Origin of the sequence: Actinomadura sp. WMMB 499, assembly GCF_008824145.1 — a bacterium.
Classification (GTDB): Bacteria; Actinomycetota; Actinomycetes; order Streptosporangiales; family Streptosporangiaceae; genus Spirillospora.
Genome location: NZ_CP044407.1, coordinates 5,894,626 through 5,915,676 on the forward strand (window position 1 = coordinate 5,894,626; position 21,051 = coordinate 5,915,676).

At 73.2% G+C, this 21,051-nt stretch carries 17 protein-coding genes and 1 pseudogene; 11 read left to right on the top strand and 7 right to left on the bottom strand.

Translation table 11 applies throughout. From position 1 onward, the window contains the following. Positions 1-81: 81 nt before the first annotated feature. Both F7P10_RS26555 and F7P10_RS26560 read left to right on the top strand, forming a co-directional pair. Complete coding sequence (locus F7P10_RS26555) at positions 82-540, top strand: nitroreductase family deazaflavin-dependent oxidoreductase (RefSeq protein ID WP_151013242.1); 459 nt, start codon at positions 82-84, stop codon at positions 538-540. 283 nt (positions 541-823) lie between these two features. After that, positions 824-2,500 (top strand): class I SAM-dependent methyltransferase, encoded by a 1,677-nt coding sequence (locus tag F7P10_RS26560; RefSeq protein WP_254716031.1) that lies wholly within the window; start codon positions 824-826, stop codon positions 2,498-2,500. Positions 2,501-2,736: 236 nt separating this feature from the next. Here the strand turns inward: F7P10_RS26560 and F7P10_RS26565 are convergent, their stop codons facing one another. Then, on the bottom strand, positions 2,737-3,384 hold the full coding sequence (locus F7P10_RS26565) for an SUKH-4 family immunity protein (protein ID WP_176611668.1): 648 nt from the start codon (positions 3,382-3,384) through the stop codon (positions 2,737-2,739). Positions 3,385-3,746: 362 nt separating this feature from the next. Here F7P10_RS26565 and F7P10_RS26570 point away from each other — a divergent pair, with 362 nt between their 5' ends. From F7P10_RS26570 to F7P10_RS26590, 5 genes are all read left to right on the top strand, one after another. Then, the gene (locus tag F7P10_RS26570) at positions 3,747-4,352 is read left to right on the top strand and encodes a TetR/AcrR family transcriptional regulator (protein ID WP_151013246.1); all 606 of its coding nucleotides are present in this window, start codon (positions 3,747-3,749) and stop codon (positions 4,350-4,352) included. A gap of 200 nt (positions 4,353-4,552) precedes the next feature. After that, positions 4,553-5,767 carry a CdaR family transcriptional regulator gene (locus F7P10_RS26575; protein ID WP_151013248.1) on the top strand — a complete coding sequence of 405 codons (1,215 nt, stop codon included), beginning with the start codon at positions 4,553-4,555 and terminating at the stop codon, positions 5,765-5,767. 31 nt (positions 5,768-5,798) lie between these two features. Continuing rightward, positions 5,799-6,434 carry a TetR/AcrR family transcriptional regulator gene (locus tag F7P10_RS26580; RefSeq protein WP_151013250.1) on the top strand — a complete coding sequence of 212 codons (636 nt, stop codon included), beginning with the start codon at positions 5,799-5,801 and terminating at the stop codon, positions 6,432-6,434. After that, positions 6,431-7,780 carry an MFS transporter gene (locus tag F7P10_RS26585; RefSeq protein WP_151013252.1) on the top strand — a complete coding sequence of 450 codons (1,350 nt, stop codon included), beginning with the start codon at positions 6,431-6,433 and terminating at the stop codon, positions 7,778-7,780. Before F7P10_RS26580 ends, F7P10_RS26585 begins: the two co-directional genes overlap by 4 nt. After that, positions 7,777-9,171, top strand: coding sequence for an aminotransferase class V-fold PLP-dependent enzyme (locus F7P10_RS26590; protein ID WP_151013254.1), 1,395 nt, complete (start codon positions 7,777-7,779; stop codon positions 9,169-9,171). Before F7P10_RS26585 ends, F7P10_RS26590 begins: the two co-directional genes overlap by 4 nt. Here F7P10_RS26590 and F7P10_RS44645 read toward each other — a convergent pair. Further along, positions 9,162-11,828 (bottom strand): D-alanyl-D-alanine carboxypeptidase family protein, encoded by a 2,667-nt coding sequence (locus F7P10_RS44645; protein WP_254716032.1) that lies wholly within the window; start codon positions 11,826-11,828, stop codon positions 9,162-9,164. The genes F7P10_RS26590 and F7P10_RS44645 overlap by 10 nt on opposite strands. Positions 11,829-12,044: 216 nt before the next feature. On the opposite strand from F7P10_RS44645, the gene F7P10_RS26600 reads away from it, so the two are divergent. The 3 genes from F7P10_RS26600 to F7P10_RS26610 all read left to right on the top strand — a co-directional run bounded on the left by F7P10_RS26600 (position 12,045) and on the right by F7P10_RS26610 (position 14,115). After that, on the top strand, positions 12,045-12,626 hold the full coding sequence (locus tag F7P10_RS26600; RefSeq protein ID WP_151013256.1) for an RNA polymerase sigma factor: 582 nt from the start codon (positions 12,045-12,047) through the stop codon (positions 12,624-12,626). A gap of 11 nt (positions 12,627-12,637) precedes the next feature. Further along, a complete protein-coding gene (locus F7P10_RS45145; RefSeq protein WP_302851479.1) occupies positions 12,638-13,615 on the top strand; it encodes an LCP family protein in 978 nt (325 codons plus the stop codon). Between the two features lie 80 nt (positions 13,616-13,695). Further along, positions 13,696-14,115: a CBS domain-containing protein gene (locus F7P10_RS26610; protein WP_151013260.1), complete on the top strand. Its 420-nt coding sequence runs from the start codon at positions 13,696-13,698 to the stop codon at positions 14,113-14,115. A gap of 46 nt (positions 14,116-14,161) precedes the next feature. Here F7P10_RS26610 and F7P10_RS26615 read toward each other — a convergent pair whose 3' ends face one another. Next, positions 14,162-15,319: an aminotransferase class V-fold PLP-dependent enzyme gene (locus F7P10_RS26615; protein ID WP_151013262.1), complete on the bottom strand. Its 1,158-nt coding sequence runs from the start codon at positions 15,317-15,319 to the stop codon at positions 14,162-14,164. A gap of 126 nt (positions 15,320-15,445) precedes the next feature. Here F7P10_RS26615 and F7P10_RS26620 point away from each other — a divergent pair, with 126 nt between their 5' ends. Next, positions 15,446-17,329 carry an ABC transporter ATP-binding protein gene (locus tag F7P10_RS26620; RefSeq protein ID WP_151013264.1) on the top strand — a complete coding sequence of 628 codons (1,884 nt, stop codon included), beginning with the start codon at positions 15,446-15,448 and terminating at the stop codon, positions 17,327-17,329. A gap of 270 nt (positions 17,330-17,599) precedes the next feature. On the opposite strand, the gene F7P10_RS26625 is transcribed toward F7P10_RS26620, so the two are convergent. From F7P10_RS26625 to F7P10_RS26635, 4 genes and pseudogenes are all read right to left on the bottom strand, one after another. After that, positions 17,600-18,892 carry an aspartyl protease family protein gene (locus tag F7P10_RS26625; RefSeq protein ID WP_151013266.1) on the bottom strand — a complete coding sequence of 431 codons (1,293 nt, stop codon included), beginning with the start codon at positions 18,890-18,892 and terminating at the stop codon, positions 17,600-17,602. A gap of 165 nt (positions 18,893-19,057) precedes the next feature. Next, positions 19,058-19,399: a sensor histidine kinase KdpD gene (locus tag F7P10_RS45150; RefSeq protein WP_302851480.1), complete on the bottom strand. Its 342-nt coding sequence runs from the start codon at positions 19,397-19,399 to the stop codon at positions 19,058-19,060. 206 nt (positions 19,400-19,605) lie between these two features. Continuing rightward, positions 19,606-20,187, bottom strand: a pseudogene (locus F7P10_RS45515) (HAMP domain-containing protein); the annotation flags it as partial. Further along, positions 20,180-20,854 carry a response regulator transcription factor gene (locus tag F7P10_RS26635; RefSeq protein ID WP_151013268.1) on the bottom strand — a complete coding sequence of 225 codons (675 nt, stop codon included), beginning with the start codon at positions 20,852-20,854 and terminating at the stop codon, positions 20,180-20,182. The pseudogene F7P10_RS45515 and the gene F7P10_RS26635, both read right to left, overlap by 8 nt. Between the last annotated feature and the right edge of the window lie 197 nt (positions 20,855-21,051).

Here is a 21,051-nt window from a genome sequence, read left to right on the forward strand (position 1 = left end):
CAGGAATCGAGAAGTGCGCATGACCGGCCCCCGCCTACCGTTACGGCCATGGACGTGCGGCCGAGCGGAGGGAGCGGATCGATGGCGGCGAACGAGAAGGCGGGCGGGAGCGGCGGGCCGGGGCGGGTGTCGCGGTGGATGCAGCACAAGGCGAACGGCCGGGTCACGCGGAAGATCCGTCGCGGGCAGGGCCGGGCGATGGGCATGGACGTGCTGATCCTGAACACGGTCGGCAAGCGGAGCGGGGAGGCCCGGGAGACGCCCGTGGCGTGGTTCGAGGACGGCGCGGACGGCCGGCTGGTCGTCGCGTCGGGCGGCGGGAGCCGGCACCCGGACTGGTACGTCAACCTCATGGCGCACCCCGACCGGGCGACGATCGAGGTGGCCGGCGCCGGCGCCGAGCCGGTGACGCCGCACCGGCTGGAGGGCGCCGACCGCGCGGACGCGTGGCGGCGCATCGCGGAGGCGCAGCCGCGGATCGCGAAGTACCAGCGCAAGAGCGACCGGGAGTACCCGGTGGTGCGCCTCACCCCGCGCTGAGCCTCCACCGCGACCCGCGGCCGGATGCGGCCACGCGGGGGTGTGCGGGGAAAGCGGCGGATGGCCGGAGACGGCCATGTGGGGGAGGGGACGGGCGGCCGGAGGCGGCCCCGAATCCGGGCCGATGTTGCGCTGGTCACACAGTGTGTTAGCGAAAAGTACCCCGGGAACCCCTTATAGAAAGCTGTGCGCAGGGCTAACGTCGTCCTGTATGTCACGTTCGTGGCTGACTGTCACAGAATGTGGTGATTAGCATGCCGAACGTGACGACGGTACGTGTTCAGTGAGCTACTGGAAGTCATATCGGGGGACGCGCGCACAGGGAGGCAGACCGATTCAGCGGCAAGATTTCGGCGAAAATCCGACTGAGGTCCGCGACACCAACCACTACGAGAAGGAGTACGTCCAAGGCTTCGTCGAGAAGTGGGACGAGCTCATCGACTGGAGGAGGCGCTACGAGAGCGAAGGCACCTTCTTCATCGACCAGCTGAAGGCACGCGGCGTCAAGCGAGTACTCGACGTCGCGACCGGCACCGGGTTCCACTCGGTGCGGCTCGTGCAGGAAGGCTTCGACACCGTCAGCGCGGACGGCAGTCAGGAGATGCTGCGCAAGGCGTTCGAGAACGGGTTCACCTACGGGCAGTACGTCCTCAAGGTGGTGCAGGCCGACTGGCGCTACCTGAACCGCGACGTGCACGGCGAGTTCGACGCCATCATCTGCCTGGGGAATTCGTTCACCCATCTGTTCTCGGAACGTGACAGGCGCAAGGCGCTCGCGGAATTCTACGCGCTGCTGAAGCACGACGGCGTGCTCATCATCGACCAGCGCAACTACGACTCGATCCTGGACAACGGGTTCAGCAGCACGCACTCGTACTACTACTGCGGCGAGGAGGTCACGGCCGAGCCCGAATACGTGGACGAGGGGCTGGCGCGGTTCCGGTACCGGTTCCCGGACGGAAGCGACTACGCCCTCAACATGTTCCCGCTGCGCAAGGACTACATGCGGCGGCTCATGCGGGAGGTCGGCTTCCAGCGGGTCGACACCTTCGGGGACTTCCAGAAGTCCTACCACGAGGACGATCCCGACTTCTTCATTCACGTGGCGGAGAAAATGTATCGGGAAGACGACTCCGGCGGCTCCTCCTACTCGACGGCGGTGAACACCGCCCGCGAGTACTACAACTCCGAGGACGCCGACGCGTTCTACCACTCCGTCTGGGGCGGGCAGCACATCCACGTCGGCGTCTACGAGGACGGCGACACGATCGACGCGGCGAGCGGCCGGACGGTCGAGCGGATGGCGTCGGGCCTGGAACTGACACCGGACGTGCACGTGCTGGACGTCGGCGCCGGGTTCGGCGGATCGGCCCGGCACCTCGCCCGCACGTACGGCTGCAAGGTCACGTGCCTGAACCTGAGCGAGGTCGAGAACGCCCGCAACCGCGCGGCGAACAAGGACCAGGGACTCGACGAGCTGATCGACGTGGTCGACGGCTCGTTCGAGGAACTGCCGTTCAACGACAACGCGTTCCACGTCGTGTGGTCGCAGGACGCCCTGCTGCACGGCGGCGACCGCATCCGGGCACTGGAGGAGATCGTCCGGGTGCTCAAGCCGGGCGGCGACTTCGTCTTCACCGACCCGATGGCCGCCGACGACTGCCCGCGGGACGCGCTGCGTCCCATCCTCGACCGGCTGCACCTCGACACGATGGGCTCGCCCGGCTTCTACCGCCGGGAACTGGCCCGCCTCGGGCTGAGCGTGCGGTTCGACGACCTCACCGAGCACCTCACCACGCACTACGGGCGGGTGCTGCGGGAGACCGAGGAGCGGGAGGCGGAGATGTCCGGGCAGATCAGCGCGGGCTATCTCGAGCACATGAAGACCGGCCTGCGGAACTGGGTCGACGGCGGCGCGAACGGCCGCCTGAAGTGGGGGATCATCCGCTGCAAGAACTGACCGGCTGCAAGAAGTGACCGGTTGCAAGAACTGACCGGTTCGGTCTCTCCGGGACGGCCCGGGCGGGACGGGCGCGAGCGCCCCCCGCCCGGGCCGTCCCGTTCGCGTGCCGCCGGTGCGCGCCGCGTCCGGACGGGCGGGACCCCGGCACCCGTGCCGCCGTTCGCGCAGGTTCCCGTTCATCCCCGTTCGACTCGTCCGTGTTCGACTCGTCCGTCCCGGCTCGCGCGCGGGCGTCAGTCCCACTCGCCGGCGGAGATGTCCATGAACGCCCCGGTCCACGGGCCGGCGAAGTCGCCGGTGAAGGGGTCCTCGCCGCTGCCGATCTCGTACGGCGGCAGTTCTCCGACGGTGAACGGCGTCCGGTCGACCTCCATGAGCTCCCGGGCGAGCCGCACCGCCGTCTCCATGAGGACGTCGTCCGCGTCCCGCTCGTCATCGGGATCGGCGTCGATCTGCTCCGCGTACTCCTGGCTGTAGTAATGCGTGTCGCGCTGGAGCGCGTACATGAAATACGCGAGGGCGTCGATTCCGCTGTGCATCGGCTGCGGGAGGACGTCGCCGTCGGGAATGAAGAAGACCTTTCCGTCGGCGCCGTCGAGTGCGACGTCACCGCCGAAGAAGCCGCCGAGCACGAAACACTTCTTCGCGTCGTCCGGAAGGTCCCATGTCCAGTGGCCGGCCGCGCTCTCGCGGGCGTGCGTCTCGGGTAGCGGCTCGAACTTCGCGAGGCTGAGGAAACTGCTCTTGAGGTCGGTCGGGATGCCGACCGTGGTGAGGAAGCGGCGCGTGACGGTGTGGACGACCTCGGTCGGGAGTTCGCCGTCGCCGAACCGGCGGACGTCCTCGTCGCCGAACGCATCGACGAGATCCTGCGTCGTCAACTCCGGAACCATGTGCATCCCCTCGTGCGGACCCCGAGCCGGTGAAGCTGTCGGTGGGGTCGGTACGAACGCGTGCGGCCGTCCGCGGGGGAGCGGCCCGCGCATGCGCTTCCGTGGCCCGGCGGCGAGACGGGCCGCGGATCGGTTCGCGGGACCCCGGGCATCCGGCGATCCCGTCGCGCCGATGCCGTCTTACGGGGCGATGAAGATGATATCGAATGTTCATGTATAACGGGATTTTCCCTGATGGAGAGTGCTTTTCTGGGCGGCGGGCGGGTCCGGCCCGGGCCGGGCGAGCGGGGGAAGATCGCGATACGGGACGATGTGCGGGACAATGGGCGCGCCGACAGCGAGGAGGCGTTGTGAGCGCGGATGTGCGGTTCACCGTCACGCGGACGCTGAGCAAGGATCAGCAGGCGCGGCGGGAGCGGCTGATCGACGCGGCGTGGACCCTGGCGGTGGAGGGCGGCTACCCGGCCGTCACCATGCACGACGTCGCGGACCGGGCGGGCGTCGCCCGCGCCACCGTGTACCGCTACTTCGCCACCAAGGACCACCTGCTCACCGAGGTCGCCGCGACCTGGGCGCACCGGGTCACCGACGACATCGACGCGCTCGCGGTCGGGGACACGCCGGTCGAGCGGCTCACCGCGCTGCTGGAGCGGATCGTGCGGGTCGCGGCCGACAACGTCATGCTCACTTCGGCGATCATCCAGGCGGTCACCGCGGACGACTCCAGCGTCGACGACTCCCGCGACGTGGTGTTCCTGTTCCTGCGGGACCGGCTGTCGGCGGCGATCGGCGATCCGGTGCCGCAGCGCGAGGACGTCGAGGTCGTCCTCGGGCACGTGCTGCTCGCCGCGCTGGTCAGCGTCGCGTCGCTGCACCGGCCGGCCGACGAGGTCGCGGAGATCGTCCGGACGTCCGGACGGCTCGTCCTCGCGGGCGCCCTCGCCGGAGGCGTGTGAGCGACCGCGCCGGAGGCGTGTGAGCGACCGCGCCGGAGGCGAGTAGCAGCCGGAGTGAATCGGGCGGAACGGGCGAACCGATTGTCATCGAGATGACAACCGCCCTGGCGCATTGCGTCTTCGATGGTAAAGCCGGTCCCGTGCGCGGTCGGTAGCTTCCAGAACGCCCCCTGGACACCGTAGGGGCGGGAGGTGGAACCGTGACCACGACCCTGGAGGAGCATTCGCCGCTCAAGCCGTGGGCGGGCGTGCCGAGCGAGCTGTCGGAGATCTTCCGGCCGCACCTGGACGGGCTGGCCGAGGAGATGATCGAGGAGATCCTGGCCGGGATCCCCGAGTACTCCCGCCCGCAGGACGAGGAGTACGCGCGGCTCGTCCGGATGGCGGTGGAGGGCGCGCTGCGCCAGTTCGTCGACCTGATCATGGACCCGAACAGCTCGTGGGAGCAGGTCGGGGCGGTCTACCGGGAGATCGGCTGGGCGGAGGCCCGGGAGGGCCGCAGCCTCGACATCCTGCAGACGTCGATGCGGCTGGGCGCGCGCGTCGCGTGGCGGCGGCTGGCGGCGGAGTCCGAGCAGTACAACGTGTCGCGGCACACGCTCGCCTCCCTCGCCGAGGCGATCTTCGCTTTCCTGGACGAGATCGCCCGCGCGGCCACCGAGGGGTACACCAAGGCCCGCGCGCAGGAGGCGGGCGAGCTGGAGCACCGCCGCCGCCGGCTCCTCGACCTGCTGCTGGCCGAACCGCCCGCGTCGGCCCAGGCCGTCGCGGACCTGGCGCGGCTGGCGCAGTGGCGGGTGCCGCGGACGGTCGCCGCGGTCGTCCTGTACGAGCGGGGGCGGCAGCCGTTCTCGCACCCGTCGCTGCCCCCGGACGTCCTGTCCGACGTGAACCGCCGCGAGCCGTGCCTGCTGGTGCCCGATCCCGAGGGGCCGGGCCGGGGCCGGATGCTGGAGTCCGGGCTGCGGAACTGGGTGGCCGCGATGGGGCCGACGGTCCGCACCGAGGACGCCGCGAAGTCGCTGCGCTGGGCGCGGGAGGCGCTGCCGCTCGCGCGCCGCGGCATCCTGCCGTCCGACCGGCTGATCCGGTGCGCCGACCACATGCCGATGCTGGTGGTCTTCAAGGACGAGGAACTGGTGCGGGCGGTCGCGGACCTGCGGCTCGCGCCGCTGCGGACCGTCCGGCCCCGGCACCGCGAGCGGCTGGTGCGCACCCTGCTGTCGTGCCTGCAGAACGGGTTCAACGCCACCGAGGTCGCCACCCGCCTGCACGTGCACCCGCAGACCGTCCGGTACCGGCTGCACCAGCTCGAGGAGCTGTTCGGCGATCGCCTGTACGAGCCGGAGGCGCGGCTGGAGCTGGAGATGGCGCTGACCGTCTGGCTCACCGCCCCCTCTCCATCAAGCGATTGACCAAATCCCGGCGGGCGGCTACCGTCGCCGCATGACCAGCGACTCCGGCCGGGAGCGCATCCTCGACGTCGCCACCCGGCTGTTCGCCGCCCTCGGCTACGACGGCACCTCCACCCGGCTCATCGCCGAGGCCGCCGGGCTCAACATCGCCACGGTCGCCTACCACGTCGGCGGCAAGCGCGACCTGTACCTCGCCGTCATGGAACGCGCCCACCAGGCCGAACGCACCGCGCTCGAGGACGCCGTCCGCGACCTGCGCGCCGCGGGCACGGGCGGGGACGCGGGCGCGGACGCGGGCGCCGCCGCGGCGCTCGGGCTCGTCGACCGGTACGTCGACTTCTGCGCCGCCAACCCGGCCGTCCCGGCGCTGTGGATGCACCGCTGGCTGTCGGACGCCGCCGACGTCGCCCACCTGGAGAGCCTCTACGTCCGGCCGCTGATGGACCTGGTCGTGGACGCCGTCCGGGAACTCGCCGGCGACGGCGTGGACGTCGAGTACGCCGTCTGGACCGTCATCTGGGCCACGCACGGGTTCGCGCGCGGCGGCGTCCTCGACGCGGACGGGCGGCGCCGCGGCATGGACGACCCCCGGGAACTCGCCCGGTTCCGCGCCCACCTGCACCGTCTCGTCACCGCCGCCCTGGACCTCCCCGGCGGTCCGCGATGACCGCCCCGGCCACCACGACCGCCCCGGTCCCGCTGACACGCGCGCGCCTGCTCGGCTACGGCGTCGGCTCGGTCGGCACCGGCGTGTTCAACGCCGTCCCCGGGCTGCTCCTGCTCTACTACCTCACCGACGTGCTCGGCGTCGGCGCGGCCGTCGCCGGTGCCGTCCTCGTGCTGCCCAAGGCCTGGGACGTCCTGCTCAACCCGGTCGTGGGCGCCGCCAGCGACCGCGAGGCCGTCCGGACCGGCCGCCGCACCCGCCTCCTGCTGCTCGGCGCCTGCACGCTGCCCGTCCTGTTCGCCGCGATGTTCGCCGTCCCGGTCGACTCGCCCGGATTCGCCGCCGCCTGGGCGGGGCTGGCGTTCCTCCTCGCCGCCAGCGCGTTCGCCTGCTTCCAGGTCCCCTACGTCGCGCTGCCCGCCGAGATCTCCGCCGACCCCGCCGAACGCGGCCGCGCGATGGCCTGGCGGGTCGTCTGCCTCACCGCCGGGATCCTCGTCGCGGGCGGTGTCGCGCCCGCCGTCACCGACGCCGCCGGGGGCGGCCGCGCCGGGCACGCGCTGATGGGCGCCGCCGTCGGGGCCGTCATTGCCGCCGCGACGATCGGCAGCGCCCTCGCCACCCGCTGGATCCCGTCCCGCCCCGGACCCCACGCGCTCGGCCTGCGCGCCGCGCTCCGCACCGCGCGCGGCAACCGGCCGTTCTTCGCCCTGCTCGGCGCGTACGTCCTGAACACGCTCGCCGTCGCGATCATGCTCGCGGGCGCCCCCTACGTCGCGACCTACCGGCTGGACGACTACGCCCTCACGTCCGCGATGTTCGTCTGCATGGTCGCACCGAGCGCGTTCGCCGTCCCGTTCTGGCGGGTGCTCGCCCGCAGGTTCGGTGCCGTGTCCTGCTACGTCGCCGCGGTCGTCGTGTTCGCCGTGGTGGTCGCCGCGCTGTTCCCGGTGGTCACCTCGATGCCGGCCGTTCTCGCGCTCAGCGCGGGCGTCGGTGTCTGCTACGCCGCGACCCAGTACCTTCCGCTCGCCCTGCTGCCCGAGACCGTCCACGCCGACTCCGGACGCACCGGGCACGCCCAGTCCGGCGCGTTCACCGGCCTGTGGACGGCCGCCGAGACCGGCGCACTCGCCCTCGGTCCCGGCGTGTTCGCGCTGATCCTCGCCGCCTGCTCGTTCCGCTCGTCCGACCTCGACACCCCCGTCGTCCAGCCGGACACCGCGCTGACCGGCCTCGCCGCCGGGTTCACGCTCGTCCCCGCCGTCCTGCTCCTGCTCAGCGTGCCGCTGCTGCTCGCCTACCGGCGGCTCGCCGCCGCCCACGCCACCGAGGACCCCGCATGACACTCCCCGAGGAAGGCCGCCCGGCCGCCGAACTGCTCGACCTGCTGGCCGGGCTCCGCGAAGCGGACCTCCCCGTCCGCGGCGGCAAGGTCACCGCGTACGTCTACGACACCGGGCGCGACGCCGTCCACGACCTCGCCGCCACCGCCTACCGGGAGATGCTCGAGGTCAACTGCCTCGACCCCACCGCGTTCCCCAGCATCCAGGTCCTGGAACGCGAGGTCGTCGGCGCGGTCGCCGACCGGCTCGGCGGCGGCACGGGCATCTTCACCAGCGGCGGCACCGAGTCGATCATGCTGGCGGTGAAGGCCGCACGCGACGCCCGTCCCGTCCCGGACCCGCAGCTCGTCGTGCCCGCCACCGCGCACCCCGCGTTCCACAAGGCCGCGCACTACCTCGGCCTCGAACCGGTGATCGTCCCGGTGGACGACGGGTACCGGGCCGACCCCGCCGCGGTCGCCGCCGCGATCACCCCGCGCACCGTCCTCGTCGTCGCCTCCGCGCCCTCCTACCCGCACGGCGTCATGGACCCGATCACCGAGATCGCCGCGATCGCCGAGTCCGCGGGCGTCCTGTGCCACGTGGACGCCTGCGTCGGCGGCTGGGTCCTGCCGTGGCTCCGCGAGGCCGGACGGCCCGTCCCGCCGTTCGACCTCTCGGTGCCGGGCGTCACCTCGCTGTCGTGCGACTTGCACAAGTACGGTTACGCGCCCAAGGGCGCGTCCGTCGTCCTGTTCGCCGACCCGGCGCTGCGCCGCCGCGCCTACTTCGCGTCCGCCGAATGGCCTGGCTACACCGTCATCAACTCCGGCGTCCAGTCCAGCAAGAGCGCCGGCCCCCTCGGCGCCGCCTGGGCCACCCTCAACGCCGTCGGCGCCGACGGCTACCGCGACCTCGCCGTCCGCGCCATGGACTCCGCCGAACGCCTCATCGCCGGACTCCCGGACGGGCTGCGGGTGCTCGGCGCACCGGCCGTCCCGCTCGTCGCCGTCGCCTCCGCCGACCCCGCACTCGACGTGTTCGTCCTCGCCGACGAGGCCCGCGACCGCGGCTGGTTCTTCCAGCCGCAGCTCTCCTACCGGGGCATCCCCGCCAACCTGCACTTCACGATCACCGGGGTGTCCGACACCGGCGCCCTGCTCGGCGCCCTCGCCGACGCCGCGAAGGCCGCCCGCGCCGCCGGGCCGCCGCCCGTCCCCGACGGCCTCGTCGACGCGATCGCCGCCCTCGACCTCGACAGCATCGACGACGCCGGATTCGCCGAACTGCTCGCGTCCGCCGGCGCCGGACCGTCCGGGGGGATGGCCGTCGTGAACGCCGTCCTCGACGAACTGCCGCCCCCCACGCGCGAGGCCCTGCTGGTCCGGTTCCTCTCCGCGCTCTACTCCTGACCGAGCCTGGTCAGCCGGTCGACGATCGCCGGGCCCTCGTAGGCGTCCGCGAGCTCCAGCGGCACCCGCGCGGCCCCCGCCGTCAGCGTCCCGGTGCCCGTGCCCGCGGGCGCCTCCGCGGGCGGATTGCCCTGCGCCGCGACCGCCACGGTCAGCCCCGACCAGCCCACCACCGTCACCGCCGATGCCGCCCGCACCGGCGTCGTCCCGCCCAGCCCGTCGTCCACCACCGCGACCCGAGCCCCCGCCTTCGCGACCGTCACCCCCGTCAGCGCGCTCTCCGCCGCCCGCACCAGCTCGCCCGCCGCCGTCACCGCGCCCGCCGCGCTCGCCGTCCGCTGCCCCATCACCGCGCCGACGATCAGCGTCGCGACCCCCGCGACGTCCTTGCGCGCCGCGAACACGAAGTTGCCGCCCGCCGCGTCCGTGAACCCGGTCTTGCCCCCAACCACCCCGGACTGCCCCAGCAGGAAGTTGCCGCCTTCCCGCAGCGGCCCCCCGTTCGCCGGGGCGTACGAGCGCTGGTTCACGATCTCCGCGAACGCCGGCATCGCCATCGCGGCCCGCAGCAGCTTCACCTGGTCCGCGGCCGTGCTCACCGTCCCCGCGTCGTAGCCGCTCGGATCCGTGTACGTCGTGTTCGTCATCCCCAGCTCGCGCGCCGCCGCGTTCATCTTCGCCACGAACGCCCGCACGCTGCCCGCGTCCCACTTCGCCAGCTCGTGCGCCACATCGTTCGCAGAGATGATCATCAACGCCTCGAGGGCCTTGCGCTGCGTCAGCCGCTGCCCCTGCGTGATCCCCAGCAGCGACTCCCCGCGCGCCCGGCGTGCCGGCATCTCCGCGACACCCTCCGGCGACACGGTCATCGTCGGCCCCGGCTCACCCGCCCGCAGCGGATGATCCCGCAGGTACACGAACGCCGTCATCACCTTCGCGACGCTCGCCGTCGGCGCGGGCACCGCACCCCCCGACGTGCCCATCATCCCGATCCCCTCGACGAACACCGCCGACTGCCCGGACCCCGGCCACGGCAGCACGGGCGCCGCACCGGGGAACGTGTGCTCCGCCGCGATCGTCAACCGCAGCTCCGGTTCCGGCACCGGCCGAAGCAGCTGCACCGTCACGACCGCCAGCACCACCGCGAGCGCCGCGACCAGCACCCACGGCCACGCGCGCCGTCCCGCCCGTTCGCCCTGTCCCGCCCGTCCCGCCGGTTCGTCCTCGGGTACCCCCGTGACCTGCGGGATGTCCTGCCGGGTCACGTCCCTCGACGCCTCGTACCCGACGAACCGGACGAGCCCCCGGTCGCCGCCGCCCGCGTCGCCGTCCGGAGCCGGGGCCGCGCGCCGGACCTCCGGCAGAGGCAGCGCGGCGGGGACCGGGGAGGCCGCGGGTGCCGCGGCGGCGCCGCGGTGCTCGCCGGGCGGGGTGTCGTGGCGAGGGCGCACCGCGGGGGCGGCTGCGGCCGCGTCGTGGGGCGTTGCGGGATGTGGGCCGGATTGGGGTGTCGGGGTGGGGTGCTCTTCGGGTGGGGTGTCGTGGCGGGGGCGCACTGCGGGTGCGGGTGTGACCGCGTCGTGGGGCGTTGCGGGGTGTGGGCCGGATTGGCGCGTCGGCTGTGGTGTCGAGGTGCGGTGTTCTTCGGGTGGTGTGTCGTGGCGGGGGCGCACCGCGGCCGCGTCGTGGGGGGGCGGTGCGGGGTGTGGGTCGGATTGGAGTGTCGGTTCTGGTGTCGGGGTGCGGTTCTCCTCGGGTGGGGTGCCGTGGACGGGGCGGGGTGCGTCGTGGCGCGTTGCGGCACGCGGGCCCGATGCGCGCGTCCGTTCCGGCGCTTCGTCGCGGTCCCCTGCCGCCTCGTCGTCACCGCCGGACGGTGCGTCGTTCGGCGGTTCCGTGGGCGCGGGAGTGCTGCCGGGACGCTCGCGGCGCGGTTCGGTCGCGGGGGCCGCGGCGTCGTTCGGCGGTGACCGTTGCGGCTCCGGCGCGCGCGTCGGCGTCGCCTTTCCGCCGTCGTCGGACGTCTCGCGCGGGCCGTCGGCCGGCGGTGCCGCGGGGCCGGGTGCGTTGCCGTCGCACAGGTCCGCCGGGGGGTCGTCGTCGGGGACCGGCGTCTCGCCGTCGCCGCCGCGCCGGGCGCCGGACGGGCGCGGCGCGGCGGGTGTTTCCGGCGCGGCCTCGGGTGCGGCGGACGCCTCGGCCACCGGCTCGTCCGCCGCCGCCGGGGGTTCGGCCTCGTGCGGCTTCGTCGCCTCACCGGGTTCGGACGGCTCGGGTTCGTCCGTCTCGCGGTCGGCGGGCCGATCCGAGGTCCGGGACGGTTCGTCCTCGGAGCCGCCCGTGGACGCGTCGTCCTCCTGCGCGTCCTCCTGCGCGTCCTCCGGCGGGTTCTCGCCCGTGGCGCCGGCCGGGCTTTCGTCGTAGGTGCCGTCCTCGCCCGCGTCCTCGCTTGCCTCCTCGGCCTCGTCGTCGGCCCCGTCGTCGGCAGGGACGGGCAGGGGGTCGGCTCGCGTGGAGGTGGTGCCGGGGCGCCGGACGGCGATGTCGTCGCGGGTCTTCGCGACGCCGGGGAGACGGAACTCGGCCGTGGGCGTGCGGGCGGGGGTGCGGTCGTCGTCCGGGTCCGCGGTCTTCGGGGTGTCCGGGGTCTCGGTCACGACCCGCTCCTCCTTGAGTTGTGTGCCGGTGTGCAGGCGGAGCGGTCGATCGTCGATGCCCCCGTGTACTGATGAGGATGCACCGCGGGGGCGCGCGGTTCGCATGAGTTTCGGAGAAATGGTCGATGGCCGTGAACTCTTTTGCGGGGACGCGGAGATACGTCGGCGACACTGCCCCCGCACGGGAAGGCCGGCGCGCATGCCATGGTTCCCACGATGACCGCACCCCCAGCGGTTCCGTTGATCGATGCCGAGCTCATAAGGTCTTCGCTCACCGACCCGGAATCGTTCGCAGAGCTCTTCGACCGCTACTCACCGATGATCTTCCGGTACGTCTCCCGCCGGCTCGGGCCCGAGGCGGCCGAGGACGTGGTGGGGGACACGTTCCTGGCCGCGTTCGGTGCCCGGCACCGGTACGACCTGTCCCGCCCGGACGCCCGGCCCTGGCTGTTCGGGATCGCGACGAAGCTGGTCGCGCGGCATCACCGGAGCGAGGCGGCGCGGTACCGGGCACTCCGGCGCAGTCCGGTGGACGGGCCCGTGGAGGGGCCCGCGGAGCGGGTCGCGGACGGGTTGACGGCGGCGGCGGTGCGTCCGGCGCTGGCGGCGGCGCTGGCCGCGCTGCCGCGCCGGGACCGGGACGTGCTGCTGCTGGTCGCGTGGGGCGACCTCGCGTACGAGCAGGTCGCGCACGCGCTGGGGGTGCCGGTCGGGACGGGCCGGTCCCGGCTGCACCGGGCGCGGCGCAAGGTGCGGGCGGCGCTCGGCGACAGCAACCCGATGCACGAGGAGGAGTGATCGTGGACGACATGGAGCTGATCCGCGGTCTCGGCCGGGATCTGGAGCACGAGCCGCCGGCGTCGCTGGTGCGGCAGCGGGAGCGGCTGCTGCGGGCGGGGCAGCGCCGGAGGCGGCTCCCCGGGCGGTGGTCGCTGCTCGGTGTGGTGGCGGTGGTGACGGCGGCGGCCGTCCTGGTGCCGGTGCTGTTCCTGCGCGGCGGGAAGGCGGCGGCGCCGGTGGCGGGGGAGCGGGCGGGCGCGTTCAACATGCTGCTGATCGGGTCCGATGCGCGGGGCGACGGGGCCGGGGCGCGGTCGGACACGCTGATGCTGCTGCACGTCCCGGAGGGCCGGGAGAGCGCGCGTGTGGTGAGCTTCCCCCGCGACCTGGTCGTGCAGATCCCGCGGTGCGGGGGGAGGTCGCAGGGCCGCAATGTGATCAACTCGGCGTTCTTGGCCGGGGGCGCGGCGTGCGCGGCGGAGACGGTCGGCCGGTTGACGGGCGTCCGGATCGACCGGTCGGTGACGGTCGGGTTCGACGGTTTCCGGACGGTCGTGGACGCGCTCGGCGGGGTCGAGGTGACGCTGCCGGAGGCGGTGCGCGATCCGAAGGCGGGGCTCTCGGTCCCGGCGGGGAAGAGCAGGCTGGACGGGAGGCAGGCGCTCGCCTACGTGCGTGCCCGGTACAGCCTCGGGGACGGCTCGGACCTCGCGCGGATCGAGCGGCAGCAGGCGTTCCTGGCGTCGATGGCCGGGCGGGTCGCGGAGCTGCGGAAGGATCCGGTGGCGTTCGCGAGGTTCGTTACGGCGGTCGCGGGTGCGGTCGAGACGGTTCCGGACCTGGACGCGGCGGGGCTGCTGGAGCTGTCGCGGAGCATGGCGAAGGTCGGGGCGGACGACGTCGGGTTCGGCACCGTGCCGGTGGTGCCGGCGGTCGACCATCCCCAGCGGGTGGAGCCGGACGGGCAGCGGGCGGAGGAGCTGTTCGCGCAGCTCAGGGGTGCGTGAGTGAGTCCGATTCTTGCGGGTAGGGGGCGAAACGTCCCGAGGTTCGGCAGGACCACCCGCGAGGTTCGAGGAGTACAGGGATGGCCAGGAAGATTCGCGACATCATGACCGGTTCGCCGACGTCGGTGTCACCGGAGCTCGACATCGTCACCGTGGCGCGCGCGATGCGCGACGAGGACATCGGGGCGGTGCTCGTCGCCGAGGGCGACGAGATGAAGGGGCTCGTCACCGACCGTGATCTCGTGATCCGCGGGCTCGCTGCGGGCGGCGACCCGAAGGACGTCAAGATCGGCGGGCTGGCGAGCCGTGCCACCGCGACGATCGGCCCGGACGACTCGGTGGACAAGGCCGCGCAGCTCATGCGGGAACGGGCGGTCCGGCGGCTGCCCGTCGTCGAGGACGGCCGTCCGGTGGGCATCGTGTCCATCGGCGACCTGGCGGTGGAGAGGGACACCGACTCGGCGCTCGCCGACATCAGCGCGTCGCGCCCGAACACCTGACGCGGGCGCGCGCCCGGCGGGCGGCGGCAGGCCCCCGCTGGGCGCGTCAGGGCAGGATCGCGAGCAGGCGGTCCAGCTCCTCTTCGGTGTTGTAGTAGTGCACGGAGGCCCGGACGGCCGCGGGGACGGCGTCCGGGTCGTAGCCGTGGGCGGCCGGGGTCGTGACATTCACGTTGATCTTGTGCTCTCTGGCGGTTCGCTGGATCGCCGCCGGTTCGTGCCCGTCCACGGTGAAGGTCACGATTCCCGACTTGTGCGTTCCCCGGTCCAGGACGGTCGTGCCGGGACGGGCGGCGAGCGCGGAGCGGAGCGCCGCCGCGAGCGCGGTGACCCGCTTCTCGATCTCGTCCATGCCGAGCGCGGCCGCGTGGTCGGCGGCGGCCGCGAGCCCGAGCTGCCCGGCGACGAACCGCTCCCAGGTCTCGAAGCGGCGGGCGTCCGGGCGCGGCTCGTACCCGTCCGGGGCGCGCCACTCGGCCGCCCGGAGGTCCAGGAACGGTGGCTCCAGCGTCCGGACGATCTCCCGCCGCACGTACAGGAACCCGGTGCCGCGCGGGCCCCGCAGGAACTTGCGGCCGGTCGCCGACAGCATGTCGCAGCCGATCTCGCGGACGTCCACGGCGAGCTGCCCGACCGACTGGCAGGCGTCCAGCAGGTAGAGGACGCCGTGCTCGTTGCACAGCCGCCCGACTTCGGCGGCCGGATTGATCAGCCCGTTATGGGTGGGGACGTGGTTGAGCGACACCAGCCGGACGCCGCCCTTCGCCAGCTCGGCCTCCAGCGCCGGGAGGGAGATCGCGCCGTCCGGGCCGTCCGGGACGACCTCGACGCGCGCGCCCCTCGCCGCCGCGACCTGCTGGTAGGCGATCGCGTTGCTGGAGTACTCGCCGGCCGTCGTGAGGATGCGGTCGCCCTCGGCGAACGGGATCGCGTAGAACGCCATGTCCCAGGCGCGGGTGGCGTTCTCCACGTAGGCGACCTCGTCCGCGCGCGCGCCGATCAGCCCGGCGACGGCGTCGTAGAAGTGCTCGATCTCGTCCGCCGCGCGTTCGGCGGCCTCGTAGCCGCCGATCGCCGCCTCCAGCGCGAGGTGGCCGGTCACCGCGTCCAGCACCGGACGCGGCGGCAGTGCGGCGCCCGCGTTGTTGAGGTGCGCCACCTCCGCGCATCCCGGCGTGTCCGCCCGCAGCGTCCCGACGTCCATGAACCGCACCTCCGCGAAATGTCGGACCCGCGCGCGACACTGGGCGCGGCGGCCGAACTTGACCTCAATCTTTCTTGAGGTCTGATGATGTTCCACGACGGAGCATCTCAGATACGGGGATTACGCATGGACATGGAAGTCACCGCGTGGATGTCGCTGCACCACGCGGCCAACGCCCAGGACCGCAGGCCCTTCAACCGGGCGACGCTGCGCCGGATCGGCGCGTTCGCCCGGTCCCACCGCCGGACCCTCACCGCGTTCCTGCTGCTCAGCGTCGTCCTCGCGGTGCTGGCGGTCGCCACGCCCGTGCTGGCCGGACGGGTCGTGGACGCGATCAACGAACGGGCGGCCACGTCCACCGTGGTGTGGCTCGCCGTGCTGATCGCCGTGCTGGCCGTCGCCGAAGGCGGGCTCGGCCTCGCCAACCGGTGGCTGTCGGCCCGCATCGGCGAGGGCCTCATCCTCGACCTGCGCACCGCCGTGTTCGACCACGTCCAGCGGATGCCGGTCGCGTTCTTCACCCGCACCCGCACCGGCGCGCTCGTCAGCCGCCTCAACAACGACGTGATCGGCGCGCAGCGCGCGTTCAGCGACACCCTGTCGGGCGTCGTCAGCAACCTGGTGATGGTCGCGCTGACGTTCGCCGTGATGATCGGCATCTCGTGGCAGATCACCCTGCTCGCGCTGGTGCTGCTGCCGCTGTTCCTGCTGCCCGCCCGCCGGATGGGCTCCCGGCTGGCCCGCCTCGAACGCGAGGCCGTCGGGCACGACTCGGCGATGAGCACGCAGATGACCGAGCGGTTCTCCGCGCCCGGCGCGACCCTGATCAAGCTGTTCGGACGGCCCGCGCGCGAGTCCGCCGAGTTCGCCGCACGGGCCCGCCGCGTCCGCGACATCGGCGTCCGCACCGCGATGGTGCAGCACGTGTTCATCACCGCGCTGACGATGGTGTCGGCGCTGGCCCTCGCGCTCGTCTACGGCCTCGGCGGCTACCTGGCGCTGCGAAACAGCCTGGACGCCGGTGCCGTCGTCGCCCTCGCCCTGCTGCTGACCCGCCTGTACGCGCCGCTGACCGCGCTGGCCAGCGCCCGCGTCGAGGTGATGAGCGCGCTGGTCAGCTTCGAGCGGGTCTTCGAGGTCCTGGACCTGAAGCCGCTGGTCGCCGAGAAGCCGGACACGCGGGACGTCCCGGACGGGCCCGTCTCGGTCGAGTTCGACGACGTCCGCTTCTCCTACCCCTCGCCCGAAAAGGTGTCCCTCGCCTCGCTGGAGGAGGTCGCGACCCTCGACACCCGGGGCGGGCAGGAGGTCCTGCACGGCATCTCGTTCAAGGCCGAACCCGGGCAGATGGTCGCGCTCGTCGGCTCGTCCGGCGCCGGCAAGTCCACGATCGCGCAGCTCCTGCCGCGCCTGTACGACGTCGACTCGGGCGCCGTCCGGCTCGGCGGCGTCGACGTCCGCGACCTGTCCTTCGCCGGCATCCGCGCGACCCTCGGCATGGTCACCCAGGACGGGCACCTGTTCCACGAGTCGATCCGCGAGAACCTGCTGCTGGCCCGCCCCGAGGCCACCGAGGACGAGCTGTGGAGCGTCCTGCGCCGCGCCCGCCTCGACGCGCTGATCGAGGGCCTGCCGGACGGCCTGGACACGATCGTCGGCGAGCGCGGCTACCGGCTGTCGGGCGGCGAACGGCAGCGCCTCACCATCGCCCGGCTGCTGCTCGCCCGGCAGCGGGTCGTGATCCTCGACGAGGCGACCGCCCACCTGGACTCGACGTCCGAGGCCGCCGTGCAGGAGGCCCTCGCCGAGGCCCTCGACGGCCGCACCGCCGTGGTCATCGCGCACCGCCTGTCGACCGTCCGCGCCGCCGACCAGATCCTCGTGGTCGAGGGCGGCACGATCGTCGAGCGCGGCACCCACGACGAGCTGCTCGCCGCCCGCGGCCGCTACGCCGACCTGTACCGCACCCAGTTCAGCGACGACGCCCCGCCCCTGGAGCCCGTCGCCTGACCGACGCCCGGAACGGAGCTCTGCGGAGTGGAGGGCGGCGGTCGGGCGACCCTTCGGGGGGTGTGGGGGTTCTCCCTCACAGTGATTGGTCTGACCGACGCCCGCAGCGGAGCTCTGCGGAGTGGAGGGTGGCGGTCGGGCGACCCTTCGGGGGGTGTGGGGGTTCTCCCTCACAGTGATTGGCCTGACCGACGGGGTGCGGCCGGGCGGTGGCGAGGATCCCCTCGCCGCCGCCCGGCGCGTGCGTCGTCCGGCAGGCGGGTGCGGCTGTCAGGGGGCCTTGCCTCTGGCGATGTAGACGTTCATCTCGGTGAAGTCGAGCGTGATGTTGAACGGCTTGTAGAAGGAGTGGAAGAACGCGGCCAGCACGTCGAACCCGGAGCGGCCGAGCGGTCCGTTCGGGTTCACCAGGGAGTAGACGCCCTTGGCGACCGCGCCGCCGAGGCGGACCTCCTCCGGGTAGCAGGGGTAGGTGACGGTCGGGTGGCTGTGGGCGAACGTCTCCAGCGGGCGGTCGTAGTCGGTGCGGACGCGCAACCGCTTGGCCGTCTCCTCGGACATGACCACGGCGTTCTCGCTCGTTCCGCCGATGGGCAGGCCCACCACCGCCGGGGCGGAGCCGGCGACGCTGCCCATGCTGTGCAGGTTGTGCTCGCGCGCGATCCACAGCGGCAGCGGCCGGGCCCCCGCGCGGGCGGCGTCGGCGCGGGCCCGGCGGGACGCTTCGGGCGTCGGGCGGCGCAGGATCAGCGACCGGCCCGCGTAGTCGAAGGTGGTCAGCAGGTGGTAGAAGACCCACGTGCCGATGATGCCGTCCCCGCCTCCGGGGGAGTCCTGGTCCGTGTCCGTCCACACCACGGGGACGTTGCGCAGTTCGATGCCGCCCAGCCTGAAGGAGTCCAGGACCCCGAAGTACTGCCAGGCGGTGCCGTCCAGGTAGTCGATCTGCTGCTCGGCCACCGGGGTCAGCCCGGCTTCCTCGGCCATCTGCACGGAGATGCCCAGCCACGGGGCGCCGGTGTAGGGCATGAAGAGCTTCGGCGGCCCGCCGTTGACGGAGCCCTCCACCAGCGGTGACGGGTCCGTCTGCCGCCAGGGCAGCCGCGCGGTGTCGCCGTGGATCTGGTACGGCTCACCGCGGATCGCCCCGAACCAGCGGGCGAAGATCTCCGTGCCGCCCGCCTGCCAGCAGGGGACGGAGAGCGCGAACTCATCCTGCCGGATGTAGCAGTCGGCCAGGAGCCGGTTGGTCTCCCGGTCGTCGGGCGCCAGGTCGAGGGCCGTCTTGAGGTACTTCTCCGCGTCGCGGAAGCTGTTGCTCAGCAGCCCGACGTGGCCGCGGCGGCGTGCCGCGTGCAGGTTCGCGGGGTCCGCTCTCAGGATCTCCTCGTAGGCGCGGCCCGCCTGCTCGAACTTCCCGGCCTTGAACAGCGCGTCCGCGTCAGCGGTGCCGGTGCGCGCCGCGGACGTCCCGCCCAGCAGCGGCGCCGTCGCGGCGGCACCGGCCACCACGGCGGCGCCTCTGAGCAGCGAGCGCCGGTCCCATCCTTCGCCGTCGGCCACGGTGTGCTCCCTTGGTGATCGCTTTCCGGAGCCGGGGCATCGCGCCCCCGGCACGGGCCGCCGCGGCCCGTGCCTCCACCGAAGCGGGAAGCTTGTTGCGGCGGCGTATGCGGATTCCGATACGCCCGCGATACGGCGCGATCCCGGCATCCGTCGCGCGGCGATCTATCGGGGGCGGTCGGGGGCGGTGGCGGCGGGGAGCCTCACGGTGGCGCGGAGGCCGCCGGCGGGGCGGGGGGCGAGGTCGAGGGTTCCGTGGTGCGCTCGGACGATGCTGTGCACGATGGCCAGGCCGAGGCCGACGCCGGCGTGCTCGTCGGAGCGCACGCGCCGCGTCCCGCGCTGGAAGGGTTCGGTAAGCGTCGGCACCAGTTCCGGCGGGATCCGGTGGCCGGTGTTCTCGACCCGCAGCACGCTCGCGTCGTGACCGGATCCGGTGTGGACCGTGACGGTGCCGCCGGCGGGGAGATTGTGGACGATGGCGTTCTGGACGAGGTTGGCCACCACCCGCGAGACGAGTTCGGCGGAGCCGAGGGTGTGCGCCGTTTCGCCCGTGACGTCGAGGGTGATGCCGCGCCGTTCGGCGAGGGGGAGCAGCGTCTCGGCGGCCTCCTCGGCGAGGAGGGACAGCTCGACGGGCTCGCGGGGAAGGCGCCGCGGTCGCCGCGGCCGAGCAGCAGGAGGCCCTCGGTGAGGTCGATCGCCCGGGCGTTGACGGTGTGCAGGCGTTCGAGGAGTTCGCGGTGGTCCCGGGCGGGGTCGTTGCGGGCGACGTCGAGGAGCGTCTGCGAGATCGCCAGCGGGGTGCGCAGTTCGTGGGAGGCGTTGGCGGTGAACCGCTGCTGTTCGCCGACGTGGGATTCGAGCTGCCCGAGCATGGTGTCGAACACGTCGGCGAGCCTGCGGAACTCGTCGGACGGGCCTTCCAGGCGGATCCGGTGGGACAGGGATCCGTCGGCGGCCATCCGCGCCGCGTCCGCGATCCGGGTGAGCGGCGCGAGCATCCGTCCGGCGAGGAGCCATCCGCCGAGGAGGCCGAACAGCAGCAGGAAGGCCATCGCCTGGGCGGCGCGGGGCGCGAAGGCGCGCTGGAGGTCGGAGCGGTCGGGGAAGAACTGCGGGGCGGGCGACCACTGCCGGCCGGCCCGCGGCCCGGTCACGAACGCGTCGTCGGGGACGTAGCGCAGCAGGAACACCCACACGACGGCCAGCAGGAGCGTCCCCGCGATGAGGAGGAATCCGGCGTAGCTGAGGGTGAGCTTCAGCCGGGCGCTGAGCCCCGGGCGCCTATCCATGGGCGCCGCCGGTGTCGATCCGGTAGCCGACGCCGGGCACCGTGGCGATGATCCACGGTTCGCCGAGCCGCTTGCGCAGGGCGGAGACGGTGATGCGGACGGCGTTGGTGAAGGGATCGGCGTTCGCGTCCCAGGCGCGCTCCAGGAGTTCCTCGGCGCCGACGACCCCGCCTTCGGCGGCGACGAGGACGTCGAGCACGGCGAACTGCTTGCGGGTGAGCGCGACGTGGCGCCCGTCGCGGTAGACCTCCCGGCGGAAGGGGTCCACCCGCAGGCCCGCGATCTCGCGGACCGGGGGCCGGGCGTGGGCGCGCCTGCGGTCCAGCGCCCGCAGCCGCAGGACGAGCTCGCGCAGCTCGAACGGTTTGGTGAGGTAGTCGTCGGCGCCGAGCTCGAACCCGGACGCCTTGTCGTCGATCCGGTCGGCCGCGGTGAGCATGAGGATGGGGACGCCGCTGCCGGACGCGACGATCCGCCGGGCGACCTCGTCGCCCGACGGGCCGGGGATGTCGCGGTCCAGGACGGCGAGGTCGTAGGAGTGGACGCCGAGCAGTTCCAGGGCGGTGTCGCCGTCGCCGGCGATGTCCGCCGCGATCGCCTCCAGCCGGAGACCGTCCCGGACGGCTTCGGCCAGGTAGGGCTCGTCCTCCACGATCAGCACTCGCATGTGGGCAGGTTAGGCGGCGCGGCATATCGCCCGCGTATGCGAAGCCCGCCCCGGCGGACGCGGTCAGGTGCGCGCGAGCGCGGCCTCCGCACCGGTGGGGCCGGGGACGGCGGCGGCGTCGACCAGGCGTGCGACGAGCCGCTCGCAGGGCAGTCCCGCCGCCGCGAACATGCGCGGCACCGGGCGGTGTCGAGGGG